The following is a 15,946-nucleotide window of genomic DNA, read 5'->3' on the forward strand; positions in this document are numbered from 1 at the left end:
GTTATGCCGAAATATATTTCAAATACACAGAGCTCAGAGGAGGCACGGTGATTTCGATACTATGTTCAAGGCCGTGACTAGTGATCTCTTTACTTTGCACCAGCTGTTGTTTATGAGCGACGACCTTGACACCACTTCCATAAAATTGCTCATCATCTGAATTGAAGATAACTTGATAAACACCGCTTTTGGGTACACCTAAACGGAAATGATGAAACACTTCTGGTGTAAAATGACATACAACCACAACTAGCTCAGAATGTTGTTTACCGTACCTTACAAAACTCAATATGGATTGCTCATTATTATCACAGTCTATCCATCTAAAGCCCGCGGGAGAACCGTCAACCTCGAAAAGCGCAGGAGTAGAATGATAAACTTGATTCAACGATTTTACTGAGTTAAAAATGCCTTTGTGTGCTTCGCTTTGTAAAAGCGTCCAATCAAGCTGCCGATTATGATCCCACTCGTCTCTCGGCGCTAATTCACTCCCCATAAAGAGTAGTTTTTTGCCAGGGTGTGCAAACATAAAGCCATAATATGCACGAAGGTTTGCAAATTGCTGCCAATCATCTCCAGGCATTTTGCTCAATAAAGAGCCTTTTCCGTGCACTACTTCGTCATGGCTCAACGGCAGTATGTAATTTTCTGAAAATGCATAAGCCATTGAGAAAGTCATTTCGTGATGATGAAACTTTCGATGAATGGGATCACGTTGCATATAACCTAAGCTGTCATTCATCCAGCCCATGTTCCATTTATACCCAAACCCAAGTCCTCCATTGTCCACACTTTGAGTAACACCAGGCCACGCAGTTGACTCTTCTGCGACCATCATGGCATGTGCGTTATTTTTATAGCAGCTTGCATTACTTTGCTGTAAACAATCTATTGCCCCTAAATTCTCTCGACCACCATATTGATTTGCGATCCATTCACCATCATTGCGCGAATAATCCAAATACAACATGGATGCAACAGCATCTACTCTCAGTCCATCAAGCTGAAACTCAGAGATCCAATAATTAGCGTTCGAAAGCAGATAGCTTTTAACTTCTGGCCTATCATAGTTAAATACACAGGTATTCCAGTCTGGGTGAAAGCCTTGGCGTTTATCGGCGTGTTCATATAGATGCGTACCATCAAAGCGGTTAAGACCGTGGGGATCTGTTGGAAAGTGACCGGGCACCCAGTCCAATAATAACCCTATCTCCAGTCGCCTACAGGTTTCGCTGAAATGCAAAAAATCAGCCACAGAGCCAAAGCGACTAGAGGGAGCAAAAAGACCGACAGGTTGATAACCCCAAGAACCATCAAAAGGAAACTCACTAATTGGCATGAGCTGAATATGTGAAAAGCCCAACTCTTTGACGTAGGGCACTAAATCATCTGCGAGTTCTCGATAAGTTAAGTAACGTCCACCCTGTTCATCTCGCCTTTTCCACGACCCCAAATGCACTTCATATATTGAAATCGCCGCCTCGACATGATTGCGTAGCATCCGTGCAGCCGATTCATCACTTTCTATTGGATTAGTACAATATTTACTTTGCAAAATACTAGCGGTGCCTGGTGCTTGCTGCATTTTCTTTGCGTAGGGATCAGACTTTTCTAATATCTCCCCATTTACAGTCGTGATGGCATATTTATAGCATGTATCAGGTAATAGTCCTGGAACAAAGAGATCCCAAACTCCACTTGCTGGGTGAAATCTCATAAAATGCTGGCTTGGCTGCCAATAGTTAAACTCACCAATAACTGAGACACTTTTCGCATTTGGTGCCCAAACACTAAATTGAACACCTTGCACACCTTCATGATCAATGAACCTCGCACCAAAATGATCGTAACCATGCTCCAATGTCCCCTCATTAAACAAGTACATCGCTTTGTCATCTAATGCGCTGGAAAACCGATAGACATCGTCAAAGTAAAACTCGGTGTTTTCAAAAGTGACTTTTAATTTGTAATTTTTAACATCTAACTCCGCATCCAGCTGGATCGTAAATAGATCGCTATCCAAGTAACGCTCCATTTTCTTTGCGGTATTTTTAAAAATAACAGCGACAGAGTGGGCGCTGGGAATATAAACACGTAACACCGTATAGCGCTTTGGTCCAAATTTAACCGAATGTGGACCTAAAAAGCTGAAAGGATCTGAAAACGACCCCGCAGACAAAGCCCTTACCTGCTCGGTATAGTCCTCTATATTCTCTACATTTTTATTCACGGTGTTCATGATTGCTTCCTGATAGCATTAAGCTGCTGAATAAAGTTTTGATTAATAGTAAAAAGTTCAGACAACTCATGATTTAGTTTTCTGCGCCAGTTGGGATACTCTTTATGTGTGCCCGGAATATTTACTGGAAATTCTTGTAGGTCCAAATCGTCCAATTGTATTGCCAATAACCGACTTTCACTCTTGGCAAGTATAGACATAACGGCTTGATAGACGTCTTGGCTTGGAGAGTTAAGATCAATATTCGAAATTTGGTGTTGGGACACCCAATTGATCAGGCGTTCTTTTTCTGTGTCTCTGACGCACTTTAAGTGCTCATATTGAGGCGTATCAATGAGCTTGTAACTCAGCTTGATATCCAAATCTTTTCCATTCCACCAGCCATGAAACGGCGGCACATCATGATTAGCAACCATAATAAGCGCGTTTTTTCTCAGCTGCTCACTGGGCTTAAAGTCACCATTGTCTGTTTTTTCAAAATAGAAAAGTGTATTGCCAAATATTGCCGAGTCTTCTAACGCATGCGTCACTTCTGGAGGCACAACCCCTAGATCTTCACCAATCACAATGGCGCTATGCAAATGTGATTCAATTTTTAGCACAGCCAACAAATAATCAAATGGGTAATAAACATAGCAACCTAAATCCTGCCCTTCTTTGGTGAAGCACCACCATAGACGCCTTAGAGACATCACGTGATCGATACGCAACGCTCCAACCTGACTCAAATTTGACCTCACCAATGATTTAAAATACCTAAATTTATCTTGTTTGACCTTAACAGGGTTGAGCGCTGGCATACCCCAATTTTGGCCTTGCTCCGCCCAAGGGTCTGGCGGCGCGCCAATATTGGCATTTTGGCTAAAACTAGACTGGTAACTGGTGTATTCAAGCCCGCTTTCAGTGCACCCCACAGCTAAGTCATTGACTAAACCTATTTCCATTCCTTTATTAATACACAACGCTTGGCAGCTCGCTATTTGTTCGAACGCCAGCCACTGTAAAAACCAGTCGAATTGGCTTAGTTCAATCTCACCAAGCGTCGCTTTTTTGTCGGCGATGAAGTCTTGCAAGTGAGATTCTTGATAAGGTTTTTGTCGCCAACATTCATATAGCTGCCTGAACAGTTTATATTTCACATGCGACGTTTTTGTGTAATCAATAAATGTTTCTGACACCGATATACCTGACTGTAAATCAGCTTCCGATGTAAATAGTCGTACACACTCGCTTCCAACCCATTGCTCAAGGTCATCAAGCGCGATATACAAAGGATTGATTAAACAGCGGTGTGAAGGGCTGTAAGGGCTCGCCTCCTCAGGGTGCTCACAAAAAAGCAAATGCAACGGATTTAGAAGAACAAAATCGCCTCCCTGTTGCGCAAATAACTCAATCAAGTGCTTTAAATCGGTAAAGTCACCAATCCCATAATTGCGATCACTTTTGAGCGTATAGAGTTGCAGTGAGATACCCAGTGGTTTTTTATCCGTATTTTCAACATAGGGGTTAAAGCATCTTTTCGGTACCGACCACACCTCTGAAGACACCTGTCCAAACGCGCCCTCTAAACTGAGGTTAAAATAGCCAATGGGCATTGTACCGAGGTCTATCTCTATCGCGATATACCGATTATCGTCATGAATGTAGTCACCTACTTCGGGATACTCATTGAGTCGTATAGTTGTATCAATACCTAACTCGGGAACCTTAATACTCATCCCAGTGTGTTTATGAGACTCATGAACTTTGATCACAAACTTTCCGTGTTCGCTAGTAGCTAACGTCACCTCTTCAACGACCCTAGTCCATGGCGCAATATCCAATTCGAAATTGATCTGCTCGACCTCGTCAAGGTTTTGCGGGTCAACACCGCAGCACTCAATGGCCGCTTGTCTTGTTATTTCATCAAAAACTACATAAGAACCATCATATTTGACGAAATCAAAACCAACTCCGTGGAGGTAATATAACTGTTGTAAACCATTCATTGGCATCTATGCCAATTTTTGTGTATCAACGATGCTGTTTTCACTGCCAAAACCATTGGCAGCATATCCATCAGCACTGTTATCGTTGTCCCATAAATTTCCATCTATCAAATATCTGAAGTGATATTTTCGATCAGTTGGTAGTCTGTGTTTAAGTTTAAAGCGCTTTTCTTTCTTATTGAATCTCATACTAATGGGTTGCCAATCGTTAAATTCGGCAACTAGTTCAACTTTTTTCGCTTCAGGGTGAGAGAATTCAAATGTGATTTCGGCTTCGTTTTTCGTTTTAAAAAAACGTTTTGTTAACATTTTTGGCTCCAAAAACCTAACTTGGTTGGTGTTCCTTGCCACAAAACTATGTCGTATAATATATCGCTACACGTACACATTTTGTGAGAATAGTTTAGTACATAAAATAATCTTGTACGCCTCACAGCAGTGCAATACAGCAAACTTTTGCACCAGAAAAATACATTTTTGGACAGAAAGCCCGTTTCTTTTTATTGCCCAATAGGACTGAGCAAATATTAGGCCAATGACTTAAAAAAGTAGATAAGAATCATTATCGTGTAAAGTGAAATATATTGATAATTGATCTTACTCAGTGAAAGTTAACTTATTGTCCCTAAAATAAATTGAAATAATTTTGATAATTGCACTTGTAAACAAAAGTGTGTAAAAGGTTGTCATCCCTGACGTCAATTTGATGTATACTACAGGGACATGAAGGATCCGTTTTTCGGTTAATTGTGGATTGTCTAAGTCATGCAGAATGTATTTAAAAATTTAGCTTATGCAGTAGTGGGTTTTGTAGTAATGGGAATTGCTGCAAATCTGACTTTTGCTAAACACGTCCTGAATGCACAATCTGGATTGTTATCCCTACAAACGCAAATCACTGACGCCAATAAAACTGAAGCAACCGCGCCTTGGTATCAGTTCATCTACTATGACCAAGAGTTTGTCAATTTAGAAAGCCAAACATTCGTTGTTATTGCAAAACAAAAGGCTGATTACACAATAGTACCCAGCTCTCGCGTGTTTAAATTAGTGTGGTCCTCCCCGACTTTACTTATGATTTTGGTACTTGCCATTCTGCTGGTTATTGCCCAAGCAAAGGGCAACCGCAGAGAAAAAGTACAACATGAAGCGCTCAAAGCCATCAACAATGACCTAAATGCATTATTAAAAGGCTTAGACATTAAACATAAAGAACTCCATTCCGGTGGGCCAGTTGCACAAATTTGCTATGCCGTTCAATCGCTGAGTGACAACCTTCAGCGAATTAAAATTCAATCTGACAGCCACGTTTATCAAGATAAATTAACCAAACTCATAGACAGGCATGCCTACATTGAGCATATCAGTGAGCAACTAACAGTCGCTGACCAAAATAAATCTAAATGCGGCTTGTTGTTTATCGATTTAGATGGCTTTAAACAGGTTAATGACTCTTTTGGACACAGTTTCGGCGATGAAATTTTAATTCAAGTTTCGGGGCGTTTAGAGCAAGTTGTCAGGCAGTTTAAGCTCAATGATGCGCACCCTGTTCATGGACTCGACCAGAATTTATCTCGATTAGGCGGTGACGAATTTTCTATTTTTATCCCTAATTTAAGAGACACCAGCTTTTGCACCGAAGTTGCTCAGATGATACTGAGTGAGGTTGAGCGCGATTTTGTGCTTGGTAACAAGCTTGTCAAAATAAGTGCCAGTATCGGTATCGCAGTGTTTCCTGATAGTGCTTCAACCCCTAACGCACTTTTGCAAATGTCTGACGTCGCTATGTATCGTGCAAAAACAGATGGACGAGGCATTTTCCGCGTGTACTCTCCTGAAATGGGCAATAAGATCAGACGCTATCATTACCTGCTAGAAGAGTTAAGGCTTGCTATCGCCTCTCAAAATTTTCAATTGTCATTCCAACCGATTGTGCACGTTGAAGATTGTTCAATAGACTACTTTGAAGCGCTAACAAGGTGGCATCACCCTATTGAGGGAGTTATTCCACCCTCCGAATTTATCCCCATCGCTGAAGAGTCTAATTTAATCTTAGAGCTTGGTGACTGGATCCTTCTTGAATCCTGTCGACAAATGTCTGCGTGGCACAACGCCGGTATGAAAAAGGTCAAAATATCCGTTAACGTGTCGGGGATCCAATTAAAGCATCGACCAGTTTACGATTGGATTTTGGAAGCGCTAGAAAAGTCAGGGTTGCCAGCTACATCGCTCATGATTGAAATCACAGAGTCAACGCTTATCACTGCCAGTGATGAGATTATTGCTCAATTAGAGCGCTGTAGAAGTGCAGGAATTACCATTGCAATTGACGATTTTGGCACAGGCTTTAGTTCCTTAAGTACATTAGCTGATTTACCAATTGACGTTATTAAAATAGATAAACTATTTATTTCACAAGCAAAAGATAACCCAAAATACTTCAAGATACTCAACTCAATCAGCGAACTCGGTGCACAGCTAGGGCTAAAAATCGTCGCTGAGGGTGTGGAACAGCTCGACCAATTTGAGCTAGTAAAAAATATGGGAATTTGCTGTGTGCAAGGTTACCTAGTCAGCCGCCCAGAAACATCACGTAACGTCGGTGACAAAGTACTCAAAGGCAATGTCAATCATATTGCCTCAACCGGCACCAGTGTTTGGCTACCAAAAGCAAACTAGGTTTAGCACTAACGTTGAAACTTGGTTTCCAAAATTACAGCTGAATTAGTTCTCTCAACGCCATCTAAATTGCCTATCTCATCGAGCAGCTGACTAAGCTGCTCTAAGCTTTGCGCCTCCACGATTGCTATCATGTCATACTCGCCACTGATTGCATATAAAGCTGCGATATTTGCAAGTTGCTTCAGTGCGTTATTAGTTTTCGCAGTCAATTTTTGCTTTACTTTAATAGAGACATGAGCGGAAACAAGGTTCCCCAAATAATCCTGACCAAAGTCCACTTTGTAACCTTGAATAACACCGCTTTGTTCCAGCTTTTGTAGTCTTGATTGTACTGTAGTTCGTGACATGTCTAGCATTCTTGCTAGCTCAGAAATACTTGCCCGCGCATTACTACGTAGTACAGAAATCAGTCTCTCATCTTGTTTACTTATCATTTTGCTAAAAACCCATGTCATTTTGACGAACATTTTACTCATTTTAAATAAAATTACACTGCAAATTGTCATCACATCACGCAATAATGTCAGAATAAAAATAGGCACAGTTAAATGTGCACTTGAAGTTGAAGTTATAAGAGGACGAAGTCATGCAAGTGAATCGCGAATTATTTGATGAAGTAATGGTACCTAACTACAATCCATCAGCAGTTATACCAGTTAAAGGTAAGGGTGCTAGAGTTTGGGACCAAAACGGTGATGAATACATCGACTTCGCTGGCGGTATCGCAGTAAATTGCTTGGGCCACAGCCACCCTGCCCTAGTTAGTGCATTAAAAGAGCAAGGTGAAAAGATCTGGCATCTGTCAAATGTGATGACGAATGAACCTGCACTGCGTTTAGCGAAAAAGCTGACTGACGCAACGTTTGCTGACAAGGTTTATTTTGCAAACTCAGGCGCAGAAGCAAATGAAGCAGCTTTGAAATTAGCGCGTCGTTTTGCACTGGATAACTACAACGAAGAGAAAACACAAATTATTGCCTTCAACAAAGGCTTCCATGGTCGTACATTCTTCACTGTGACAGTAGGTGGACAAGCGGCCTATTCTGATGGCTTTGGTCCTAAGCCACAAGATATTACACATATTGACTATAACGACTTAGAAGCTTTCGCAAAGGTTATTTCTGATAAAACCTGTGCAGTTATGATGGAGCCTCTTCAAGGTGAAGGCGGAATTATCTCTCCAACTGCTGAATTTGTTCAAGGCGTAAGAGAGCTATGTGATAAACACAATGCACTACTAATTTTTGATGAAGTTCAAACAGGTGTGGGTCGTACCGGTGATTTATACGCATACCAAGGTTTAAATGTAACACCTGATATCCTGACGACAGCAAAAGCGCTAGGTGGCGGCTTCCCAATTGGTGCAATGATCACGACAACAGAAATTGCCAAACATTTGAAAATTGGTACACACGGCTCTACATACGGTGGTAACCCGCTGGCTTGTGCTGTTGCAGAAGCTGCTTTTGATACGGTAAATACACCAGAAGTATTAGAGGGCGTAAAAGCAAGAGAGCAAATGTTCCGCGACGGATTGAATGCCATCAACGAAAAATACAATGTATTCAGTGAAATCCGCGGTAAAGGCTTATTGCTAGGCGGCGTGTTAAAAGGTGATTACGAAGGCAAAGCACGCGACTTTTTAGTGGCAAGTGCAAAGCACGGTCTAATGACACTCGTTGCTGGTACAAACGTGGTGAGATTTACACCTTCACTTGTGATCACAGAAGAAGAAATCAAAGCTGGACTAGCACGCTTTGAACTTGCTGTGGCAGACGTGGTAAACGCTTAACCGTTAGGGCGACACGTCGCCCTCAAAGATATTTTTATGCAAGTACTTAGACCAATCAGCAGCAACGACTTTGCTGCTTTAAAAACCATCGCTGTGGAGTCTGGACACGGGTTTACCTCGTTGCCCGTTGATGACGAGCTGTTAGCGAGTAAAATCCAGCGCTCTCAAGAAAGCTTCGATAAAACACTCAGTACCCCGTCTGATGAGGGTTACCTTTTTGTTCTTGAAGACCTTGAAACAGGTGAAATAAGTGGCACTACGGCGATTGAAGCGGCTGTAGGAATGCAAATACCTTTGTACCATTACCACCAAGGTAAAACAGTCCACCATTCAAGCACACTGAAGGTATACAATACCGTTGATATTTTATCAATGTGTAATGACTATACTGGCAGTTCAGAGATATGCACTCTGTTTTTGCGGGAGCAGTTCAGAAGAGGACTCGCCGGTCGTTTCTTGTCTCGGATCCGCTTTCTATTTATGGCAGAGCATACTGAGCGATTCAGCGACCGAGTCATAGCTGAAATGCGTGGTGTAAGTGATGAACATGGCCACAGCCCTTTTTGGCAGTGGCTACAAGAACACTTTTTCAGTATTGAATTTCCTCAAGCTGATCACTTAGTCGGCTTAGGAGACAAAGTGTTCATTTCAGAATTAATGCCTAAATACCCAATTTACGCTAATCTGCTCAGCCCTGAAGCGCAAGCTGTTATTGGCCATGTACACGAAAAAACCAAGCCCGCGCTACGCTTGCTTGAAAAAGAAGGTTTTGAACACAGAGGCTATGTCGACTTATTCGATGCAGGCCCCACTGTAGAAGCGCGACTGGAAAATATTCGTACAGTGCGCGAGACCCAAAATGGCACTCTGACTATATCTGAGCAAGTTACTGAGGGCGAAAACACTTGGGCACTGTCAAACGGCCGCTTAGAAACATTTAGAGCCACTTTTACTACGTCAGTAGTATGGAATGAACAATCAAAAACATTCACTGTTGACCCAAAAACTGCACAAGCACTGCAGTTAAAAGAGGGTGATAAAGTCAGTGGGTTTGTTTTATAACAATTAATTACGTCGTGCTTTGTCGTAACATTAACACGCGGCCAAGCCGCTATATTAAGGAATTGCCATTATGCACAACAATGTAGATAGCTTATTCGAACAATTATGGAGCAACTATTTAGAAGTGACTCCATCAGCTGTAAAAGTACACGAGCTTTTGGGTTCAACGCAGCAAGATGACGTCATCAATGACCATATCGCGCTACGTACATTCAATCATGAAAAAATTGGTCTCGAAAAACTAGCTGCACACTTTAAAGCAGTTGGGTATAAAGAATGTGGCGAATACCACTTCGAAGCGAAAAAGCTGTATGCAAAGCACTATGAGCACAGCGATCCAAGTAAGCCGAAGGTATTTATCTCTGAGTTATTGCTTGAAAAATGTTCTGAAGAATTGCAAACAATCGTTGCAAAAATGATTGATGGAATTGATGAAAGTGCAGTCACTGCTGAAAACTTTTTATATTCAGGCACACACTGGCAAGTAAGCCATGAAACATACAAGAAGCTACTTGAAGAAAGTGAATACGCCGCTTGGATGTCTGCTTGGGGATATCGCGCAAACCACTTTACAGTAAGTATCAATTACCTTGCTAACTTTGAAACGATTGAAGCTGTAAACCAAGCATTGAAAGATGCTGGATTCCCTCTTAACACTTCAGGCGGAGAAATCAAAGGTTCTCCAGAAGTATTATTGGAGCAATCATCTACACTTGCAGATCACCACCCAGTTGAGTTTTCTGACGGCAAGTTTGAAATTCCTAGTTGCTTCTATGAATTTGCGCTTCGTTACAACAAGCCAGATGGTGAGTTGTATACGGGATTCGTCGCGGCTTCAGCAGATAAAATCTTCGAAAGTACTAACGCAAGATAATCCTATTTGCGTTGATACCAAAAGAAGTAAAACTAACTTAAACACCCAAAGCAGCTCTTCGCTGCTTTTTTCTTGCCCAAAGTCTAGAATGAAGATAAATTGAACGTCAAAGCTAAAATAAAATTTGAAGAATAAACAGGCATCATCTGCGCCCACAAGGAGTGAGGTAAACGTGTACACAATTATCCCCCCACCACTCTCACAGGCTCCCTACGTTCTTAATCTTTGGCATACCTATTCACAAAACTTGGCCACTCAAACGCTTCATAGTGACGGGTGTATTTCTATTTTGTTTGTCATCACTGGTAACTCAACTATTGATAATACAAGGCTGAGCAACTCGGCCTACCTGGTTGGGCCGCACACAAAATCTCTCCGGTGGCATTTTTCATCACAACGCCAGTATCTTCTCGGAGTAAGGTTTACCCCTTTGGGCGCAAAAAACTTCACAAAAACCCCTTTAAAAGAGCTAAAAAATCAATGTATTGAGCTTCAAGACGCAGTGCCAATATGTAAACATGTGATCGACGCTTTAATGAGTCAAAACCATCCTATCAATGAAAAAATTAAGATCTTATTACAGTGGTTAGAGGCACAATTCCAATCTGGCATGCATTGCCTTCCCGATGCATTTTTAAAAGTGAACAAACACATCAATATGTCACCAAGATCAATAAAACTCTCTGAGCTTTATGACACCCTAAACATAAGCAGCCGACGTGTTGAAAGAGCTTTTAGCCAAACAATGGGGATCAGCGCCAAAGAGCTGGCAACGCTGGTAGAGGTATCGCGGGCAAGGGACCTGATAAAGGCACACCCATCGACCCCGTTGACTGATATTGCACATCAACTTGACTATGCTGACCAGTCACATTTTATTCGGCAGTTTAAAAAAGTTATGAATATAACCCCCAAACAGTACAGAAAGAGGACCTGAATTTGAAACCAAGTACTATTAACAACGTACAAATCAGCCCACCTCCTTCTTTGAAAGGTATCCATGAATACCCCGCTATTGGCGATAAAAAAGCGTATAAACAGGCACTAAAGTACTGGCAGACACAGCTCCTCCACATTCAACAAGCATACTATCATCAGGGTCATAGAGCCGTCATTGTACTAGAGGGTTGGGACGCTGCTGGTAAAGGGGGGGCGATCCGCAGGATCACAGAAAAATTAGACCCCAGAGGCTATCAAGTTTACCCTATCGCCGCACCAACTGAAGATGAGCAAGGAAGACATTATCTCTACCGCTTTTTTAATAAACTGCCGAGTCCCGGAACATTGGCCATTTTTGACCGCTCCTATTACGGCAGAGTATTAGTTGAACGTATAGAAGCTTTCGCTACAAGTGCACAATGGCAACGTGCATATCGTGAAATTAACGAATTTGAGCAACTTTTGCACGACGATAATATTAAAGTCATAAAACTGTTTTTACATATAAGTGGTGATGAACAACTTAAAAGATTTTCTGAGCGACTCAACAATCCATTCAAACAATGGAAACTGACCGAGGAAGATATCAGAAATAGACAAAAACGATGTGAGTATAAAACAGCAATTGAAGAAATGTTTAACAAAACGCATACCCTATGCGCGCCTTGGTCACTTGTTCTTGGTGACCATAAATGGTTCGCACGGATAGAAGTGTTAAAACAACTCACTGCTGCACTGACAGCCAATGTGCACGTTGAGCCACCCACGCTCGACCCAAAAATTGTGCAGCTCGCTGAGCAACAACTCGGAATAAAACAACAGAGGACATAACAATGAATCGTGAACAACAGCTCGTAGCCTATTTCGAGCACCATGACGGTACTGCACCATCCATTGACCTGAACAAGCATGAAAAAATGTCCGCTAGTGCTTTTCATTTTTTCCGAGGATCAGCCCCACTAATGTATCGCGATATTTTTGACGGTGTGGTGGATTTTCCCAAATTAGCTTACGACATTCCCGTTACCAGTATTATGGGAGATTGCCACACAAGTAACTTTGGCTTTCTCAGCGAAGAAGGCTCCCACGGAGAGACACTCGTATTCACACCGAATGATTTTGACGATGCCTGTATCGGCCATGTTGTTTGGGATCTGTTTCGCTTCTTGGTAAGCCTAAACTTGGCACAACAGGCTGGTTTCGCGACAAAGGAATTGGCCGTTTCGCTCAATGAAAAACAAAAACCCGCGGTTTCTTCACAAGAGGTGCCGCAAGCCCAGCTTGCCTTTTTACAGCACTATATTGCCACATGTGAAGCATCGCTAAGAGGCGAAAACAATAGCCAAAGTGCACTGACCGAGTTTGATAAAGACCATATCCTGCACAAACGCTGGCAAAAAGGACTGCAACGCCTTGTCGGCGGCTCTGCTTTCAATGTAAAAAGCAGTTTGGCAAAAGATGTTGATTTAACCTCAATACCTTTGCAATTTAAACCCGATCCCATGAAGTTTGAAGCAATTCACGCTGATATCAAAGCCAACCTGATCGCGCAGTTTAGACCCTATGTAGATGACGACATCATCGACTGTGTAGAAAGGTTAGATGCGGGAACAGGCAGCAACCATTTAAAACGTTATTATTTATTGGTAGGACCAAGTACGCAGCAAGCACCTGAGCTCTTTCAACCCGAGCTCTATCATATTGTCGAAGTCAAACAACAAGCCTTAGCTGCGCCTTTACACTACTTCAAAGATTTAAGCCCCGTCAATCGCCTAAATCAAGCTCATTTGACGGTCAATTGCCAACGAAAAATGCAGCGTCGACCAGACTTAATTATCGATGATGCTCTTTGGCAAGGACTGCATTGGTTAGTCAGATCTCGTCATCACGCCCGCGTTGGCATTGATCCTGAGCATATTACTCTTGGAAAGCGCGCTGCCCACAAAAATGGCTTTGCGCAATATGCACAAAGCTGCGCACAAGTGCTGGCCTATGCACATATGAGGGGCGATAGGCGCTCAACAAGCTTTCAGCAAAGTTGTGTAGATGTACTCCCAGATCTGATTGAGGCGCTAGTAGAGCAAGCCAACCTGTATGCCAACCAAGTTAATCATGACTGGGCTTTATTCAAATCACTCAGACAGTAACTGTTTGGGGATATCTAGTATTAGCCCATCATCTGCTAGGACCAGCACGCCTTTGTAATAGGAGTGCGCTTCATTTTCCAGGTTTTCAAGTAAACCAGGGCCGTGGTAGCGCACACTAAAATGAGTCAAAACAAGTAAAGGGACTTGTGCCTGCTCTGCAAACTCAGCTATCCGTTTCGCGTCGCTATGGCCGGTATGATGGCCCACTTTTTTTAAGTCTTTGTGTGTGAACGTTGCTTCATGGACAATCGCATCAACACCTTCAACATAAGGTTTCAGCAAGCTTGGTTTTTCATTATCTCCACATACAATTACTTTTCTAGGCAGCCAACTTGGAAATGCATAGCGCTGCGACTGTAACACCCTCCCCTGATACTCAACATCTAACCCTTTTTGCAGTTGATTAAAGTGCTTACCAGTTGCGACTCCGTCCTGTTGCAGCAAATTGATCCTGAGCTTTTTCGGGATCTGTGTTTCCGTCACTTTAAATCCATAACTCGGCACTCGATGCTTTAACTCCATCACCTCAAGTTCACAGTAGCTGAACTTGAGCACTGAACAGGCTTCTTCTATCGCAATGGTTTTAAAGTCAAACGGTAAGGCCAAATCAGTTAAAGAAAACGTCGCGTGCAAAAACTCAATGACTTTCTTCGGTGCAACCAAATAAACCATGTCTGTTCTGCCTGACATTGCCATAGACGCGAGCAAGCCAGGTAACCCATAGCAGTGATCGCCATGCACGTGACTAATACAAATGACGCCCAGATGATAAAGGGTAAGCTTTGATCTCAATATTTGATGTTGTGTGCCTTCTCCGCAATCAACTAGCAGCCACTGTTTTGACTTCTCAAATTTGACAGCTGTGGCAGAAACATTGCGATACGTAGTCGGACTGCCTGAAGACGTCCCCAAAAACTCCAATTGCATAACCAGCTAAAATCCATAATGATAAATACTACAACACCTAGTTTAAGTGATGTTAGACAATAGCTAAAGGAATAAACCATGTCCAAACAGCCCGCTTTTCAAATTCTTGTCGTTGATATACAAGAGAGTTTTCAGCCCCATATAGCGAACTATCAACATATTGTAGAAACGGCGCACAAGTTGCTTAGCGCCGCTGAACTGTTGGCAATTCCAGCTGTTATATTTGAACAATACCCAAAAGGACTTGGTCATACAGATAGCTCATTACTGCAATTCAATTTAGACCGATATGAAAAAACGACATTTAGCGCCGTAAGGGGCTCTGAACCTAACCCAACCATCAATATGGACCCAAATGTGACTAAGGTTGTTATCGGACTTGAGTCACATGTTTGTGTATACCAAACAGTATGTGATTTATTGACGCTAGCCCAACCGGTTATTGTTATCGCCGATGCAGTAGGCTCTAGAAATACACAGCACAAACAGTGGGCGATTGAGCAACTTAGATATCAAGGTGCCGTCATTATGAGCTTAGAAACCTTACTGTTTGATATATTGAAAGATGCAAAACACCCTCAGTTTAAGGCCGTTTCGAAACTGATCCGTTAACCTGTTCTGCGAGTAGTATTAAGCAATAGACCCTATAAGTTGGTGCAATATGAAAAACGAACTAAGTAGTAATCTTGTCTTAAAGGTATATGAGTATATCCAACAACATGGAGAAGATTATGAACAAGGAAAACAGTGTGAGGGGCTCACAGCTTTCTCAGATCCCGATGGTTATACTATCTATCTTCAAGGCAGCGGCGTACTCTTACGTTTTGGTTTTCACAATACCTATCAGTTCGACTATGATAAGGAGTCGCAAAAGGCCGATTTTATGAAAAAGTTACATTACATAGCGGCGATGCTTGATGACTAGAAATAAAAACCGAGTAAGTAGCCAATCATCACAAGAGTACATAGCGCAAGTCGTCACCTCTCTTCAACAGGATCCCGCGCTACTTGAAATCGTTAAAGCCAATTGCGACTACTATCAACAGCAACAGTTTTTAAAAAAAGGATTGAAACGTGCGATAGAGCACCTTGAGTGGGTGCTTGCTGCTGATGACGATATTACGCGTATTTGCCAACAAATTATGGCAGATGACCATATTGGCACAAAATTTAGGCAATACCCTTTACTATTCAAAGGCGTAATTCTCGCAAGCAAAAACAAATAAATCATTCAGCACAGTCATGCCAACATGAATAGTTCGATATTTATGCAACCAAAACCAAGTACTTACTAAC

The 15,946-nt window shown here is 42.1% G+C and carries 15 protein-coding genes; 10 read left to right on the plus strand and 5 right to left on the minus strand.

Going from position 1 to position 15,946, the window contains the following annotated elements; translation table 11 throughout:
* Nucleotide 1 precedes the first annotated feature (1 nt).
* The 3 genes from glgB to MHN81_RS08215 are packed head-to-tail and all read right to left on the minus strand — an operon-like array spanning nt 2 to nt 4,536.
* Nucleotides 2-2,239, minus strand: a complete 2,238-nt coding sequence (gene glgB, locus MHN81_RS08205) for a 1,4-alpha-glucan branching protein GlgB (protein ID WP_023397821.1) — start codon at nt 2,237-2,239, stop codon at nt 2-4.
* Entirely contained in the window at nt 2,236-4,227 is a 1,992-nt protein-coding gene (gene malQ, locus MHN81_RS08210) for a 4-alpha-glucanotransferase (RefSeq protein ID WP_023397822.1), read from the minus strand. The genes glgB and malQ overlap by 4 nt, the downstream gene beginning before the upstream one ends.
* A gap of 6 nt (nt 4,228-4,233) precedes the next feature.
* A complete protein-coding gene (locus tag MHN81_RS08215) occupies nt 4,234-4,536 on the minus strand; it encodes an isoamylase early set domain-containing protein (protein ID WP_023397823.1) in 303 nt (100 codons plus the stop codon).
* A 456-nt stretch (nt 4,537-4,992) separates the two neighbouring features.
* Between MHN81_RS08215 and MHN81_RS08220 the strand changes: the two genes are divergently transcribed.
* Nucleotides 4,993-6,906, plus strand: coding sequence for an EAL domain-containing protein (locus tag MHN81_RS08220; RefSeq protein ID WP_023397824.1), 1,914 nt, complete (start codon nt 4,993-4,995; stop codon nt 6,904-6,906).
* Between the two features lie 8 nt (nt 6,907-6,914).
* Here MHN81_RS08220 and MHN81_RS08225 read toward each other — a convergent pair whose 3' ends face one another.
* The gene (locus tag MHN81_RS08225; protein WP_036975209.1) at nt 6,915-7,343 is read right to left on the minus strand and encodes an Lrp/AsnC family transcriptional regulator; all 429 of its coding nucleotides are present in this window, start codon (nt 7,341-7,343) and stop codon (nt 6,915-6,917) included.
* A gap of 152 nt (nt 7,344-7,495) precedes the next feature.
* Between MHN81_RS08225 and MHN81_RS08230 the strand changes: the two genes are divergently transcribed.
* The 6 genes from MHN81_RS08230 to MHN81_RS08255 all read left to right on the plus strand — a co-directional run bounded on the left by MHN81_RS08230 (nt 7,496) and on the right by MHN81_RS08255 (nt 13,723).
* On the plus strand, nt 7,496-8,701 hold the full coding sequence (locus MHN81_RS08230; protein ID WP_239425498.1) for an aspartate aminotransferase family protein: 1,206 nt from the start codon (nt 7,496-7,498) through the stop codon (nt 8,699-8,701).
* A 36-nt stretch (nt 8,702-8,737) separates the two neighbouring features.
* Nucleotides 8,738-9,763 (plus strand): arginine N-succinyltransferase, encoded by a 1,026-nt coding sequence (astA, locus tag MHN81_RS08235; RefSeq protein ID WP_239425499.1) that lies wholly within the window; start codon nt 8,738-8,740, stop codon nt 9,761-9,763.
* Between the two features lie 70 nt (nt 9,764-9,833).
* The gene (locus MHN81_RS08240) at nt 9,834-10,637 is read left to right on the plus strand and encodes a DUF1338 domain-containing protein (protein ID WP_023397828.1); all 804 of its coding nucleotides are present in this window, start codon (nt 9,834-9,836) and stop codon (nt 10,635-10,637) included.
* Nucleotides 10,638-10,809: 172 nt separating this feature from the next.
* Nucleotides 10,810-11,574 (plus strand): helix-turn-helix domain-containing protein, encoded by a 765-nt coding sequence (locus MHN81_RS08245; RefSeq protein ID WP_343224726.1) that lies wholly within the window; start codon nt 10,810-10,812, stop codon nt 11,572-11,574.
* Between the two features lie 2 nt (nt 11,575-11,576).
* The gene (locus tag MHN81_RS08250) at nt 11,577-12,407 is read left to right on the plus strand and encodes a polyphosphate kinase (protein WP_239425501.1); all 831 of its coding nucleotides are present in this window, start codon (nt 11,577-11,579) and stop codon (nt 12,405-12,407) included.
* Nucleotides 12,408-12,409: 2 nt separating this feature from the next.
* Nucleotides 12,410-13,723, plus strand: coding sequence for a DUF2252 family protein (locus MHN81_RS08255; RefSeq protein WP_239425502.1), 1,314 nt, complete (start codon nt 12,410-12,412; stop codon nt 13,721-13,723).
* On the opposite strand, the gene MHN81_RS08260 is transcribed toward MHN81_RS08255, so the two are convergent.
* Entirely contained in the window at nt 13,709-14,650 is a 942-nt protein-coding gene (locus MHN81_RS08260; protein ID WP_239425503.1) for a ribonuclease Z, read from the minus strand. The two genes, MHN81_RS08255 and MHN81_RS08260, sit on opposite strands and share 15 nt — an antisense overlap.
* 78 nt (nt 14,651-14,728) lie before the next feature.
* Between MHN81_RS08260 and MHN81_RS08265 the strand changes: the two genes are divergently transcribed.
* The 3 genes from MHN81_RS08265 to MHN81_RS08275 are packed head-to-tail and all read left to right on the plus strand — an operon-like array spanning nt 14,729 to nt 15,876.
* On the plus strand, nt 14,729-15,262 hold the full coding sequence (locus MHN81_RS08265) for an isochorismatase family protein (protein WP_239425504.1): 534 nt from the start codon (nt 14,729-14,731) through the stop codon (nt 15,260-15,262).
* Nucleotides 15,263-15,311: 49 nt separating this feature from the next.
* A complete protein-coding gene (locus MHN81_RS08270) occupies nt 15,312-15,575 on the plus strand; it encodes a DUF3081 family protein (protein WP_023397834.1) in 264 nt (87 codons plus the stop codon).
* Complete coding sequence (locus tag MHN81_RS08275) at nt 15,568-15,876, plus strand: hypothetical protein (protein WP_023397835.1); 309 nt, start codon at nt 15,568-15,570, stop codon at nt 15,874-15,876. The genes MHN81_RS08270 and MHN81_RS08275 overlap by 8 nt, the downstream gene beginning before the upstream one ends.
* Nucleotides 15,877-15,946 lie beyond the last annotated feature (70 nt).

Source organism: Pseudoalteromonas sp. Of7M-16 (assembly GCF_022347805.1).
In the GTDB taxonomy this organism is placed as follows: Bacteria; Pseudomonadota; Gammaproteobacteria; order Enterobacterales; family Alteromonadaceae; genus Pseudoalteromonas; species Pseudoalteromonas luteoviolacea_F.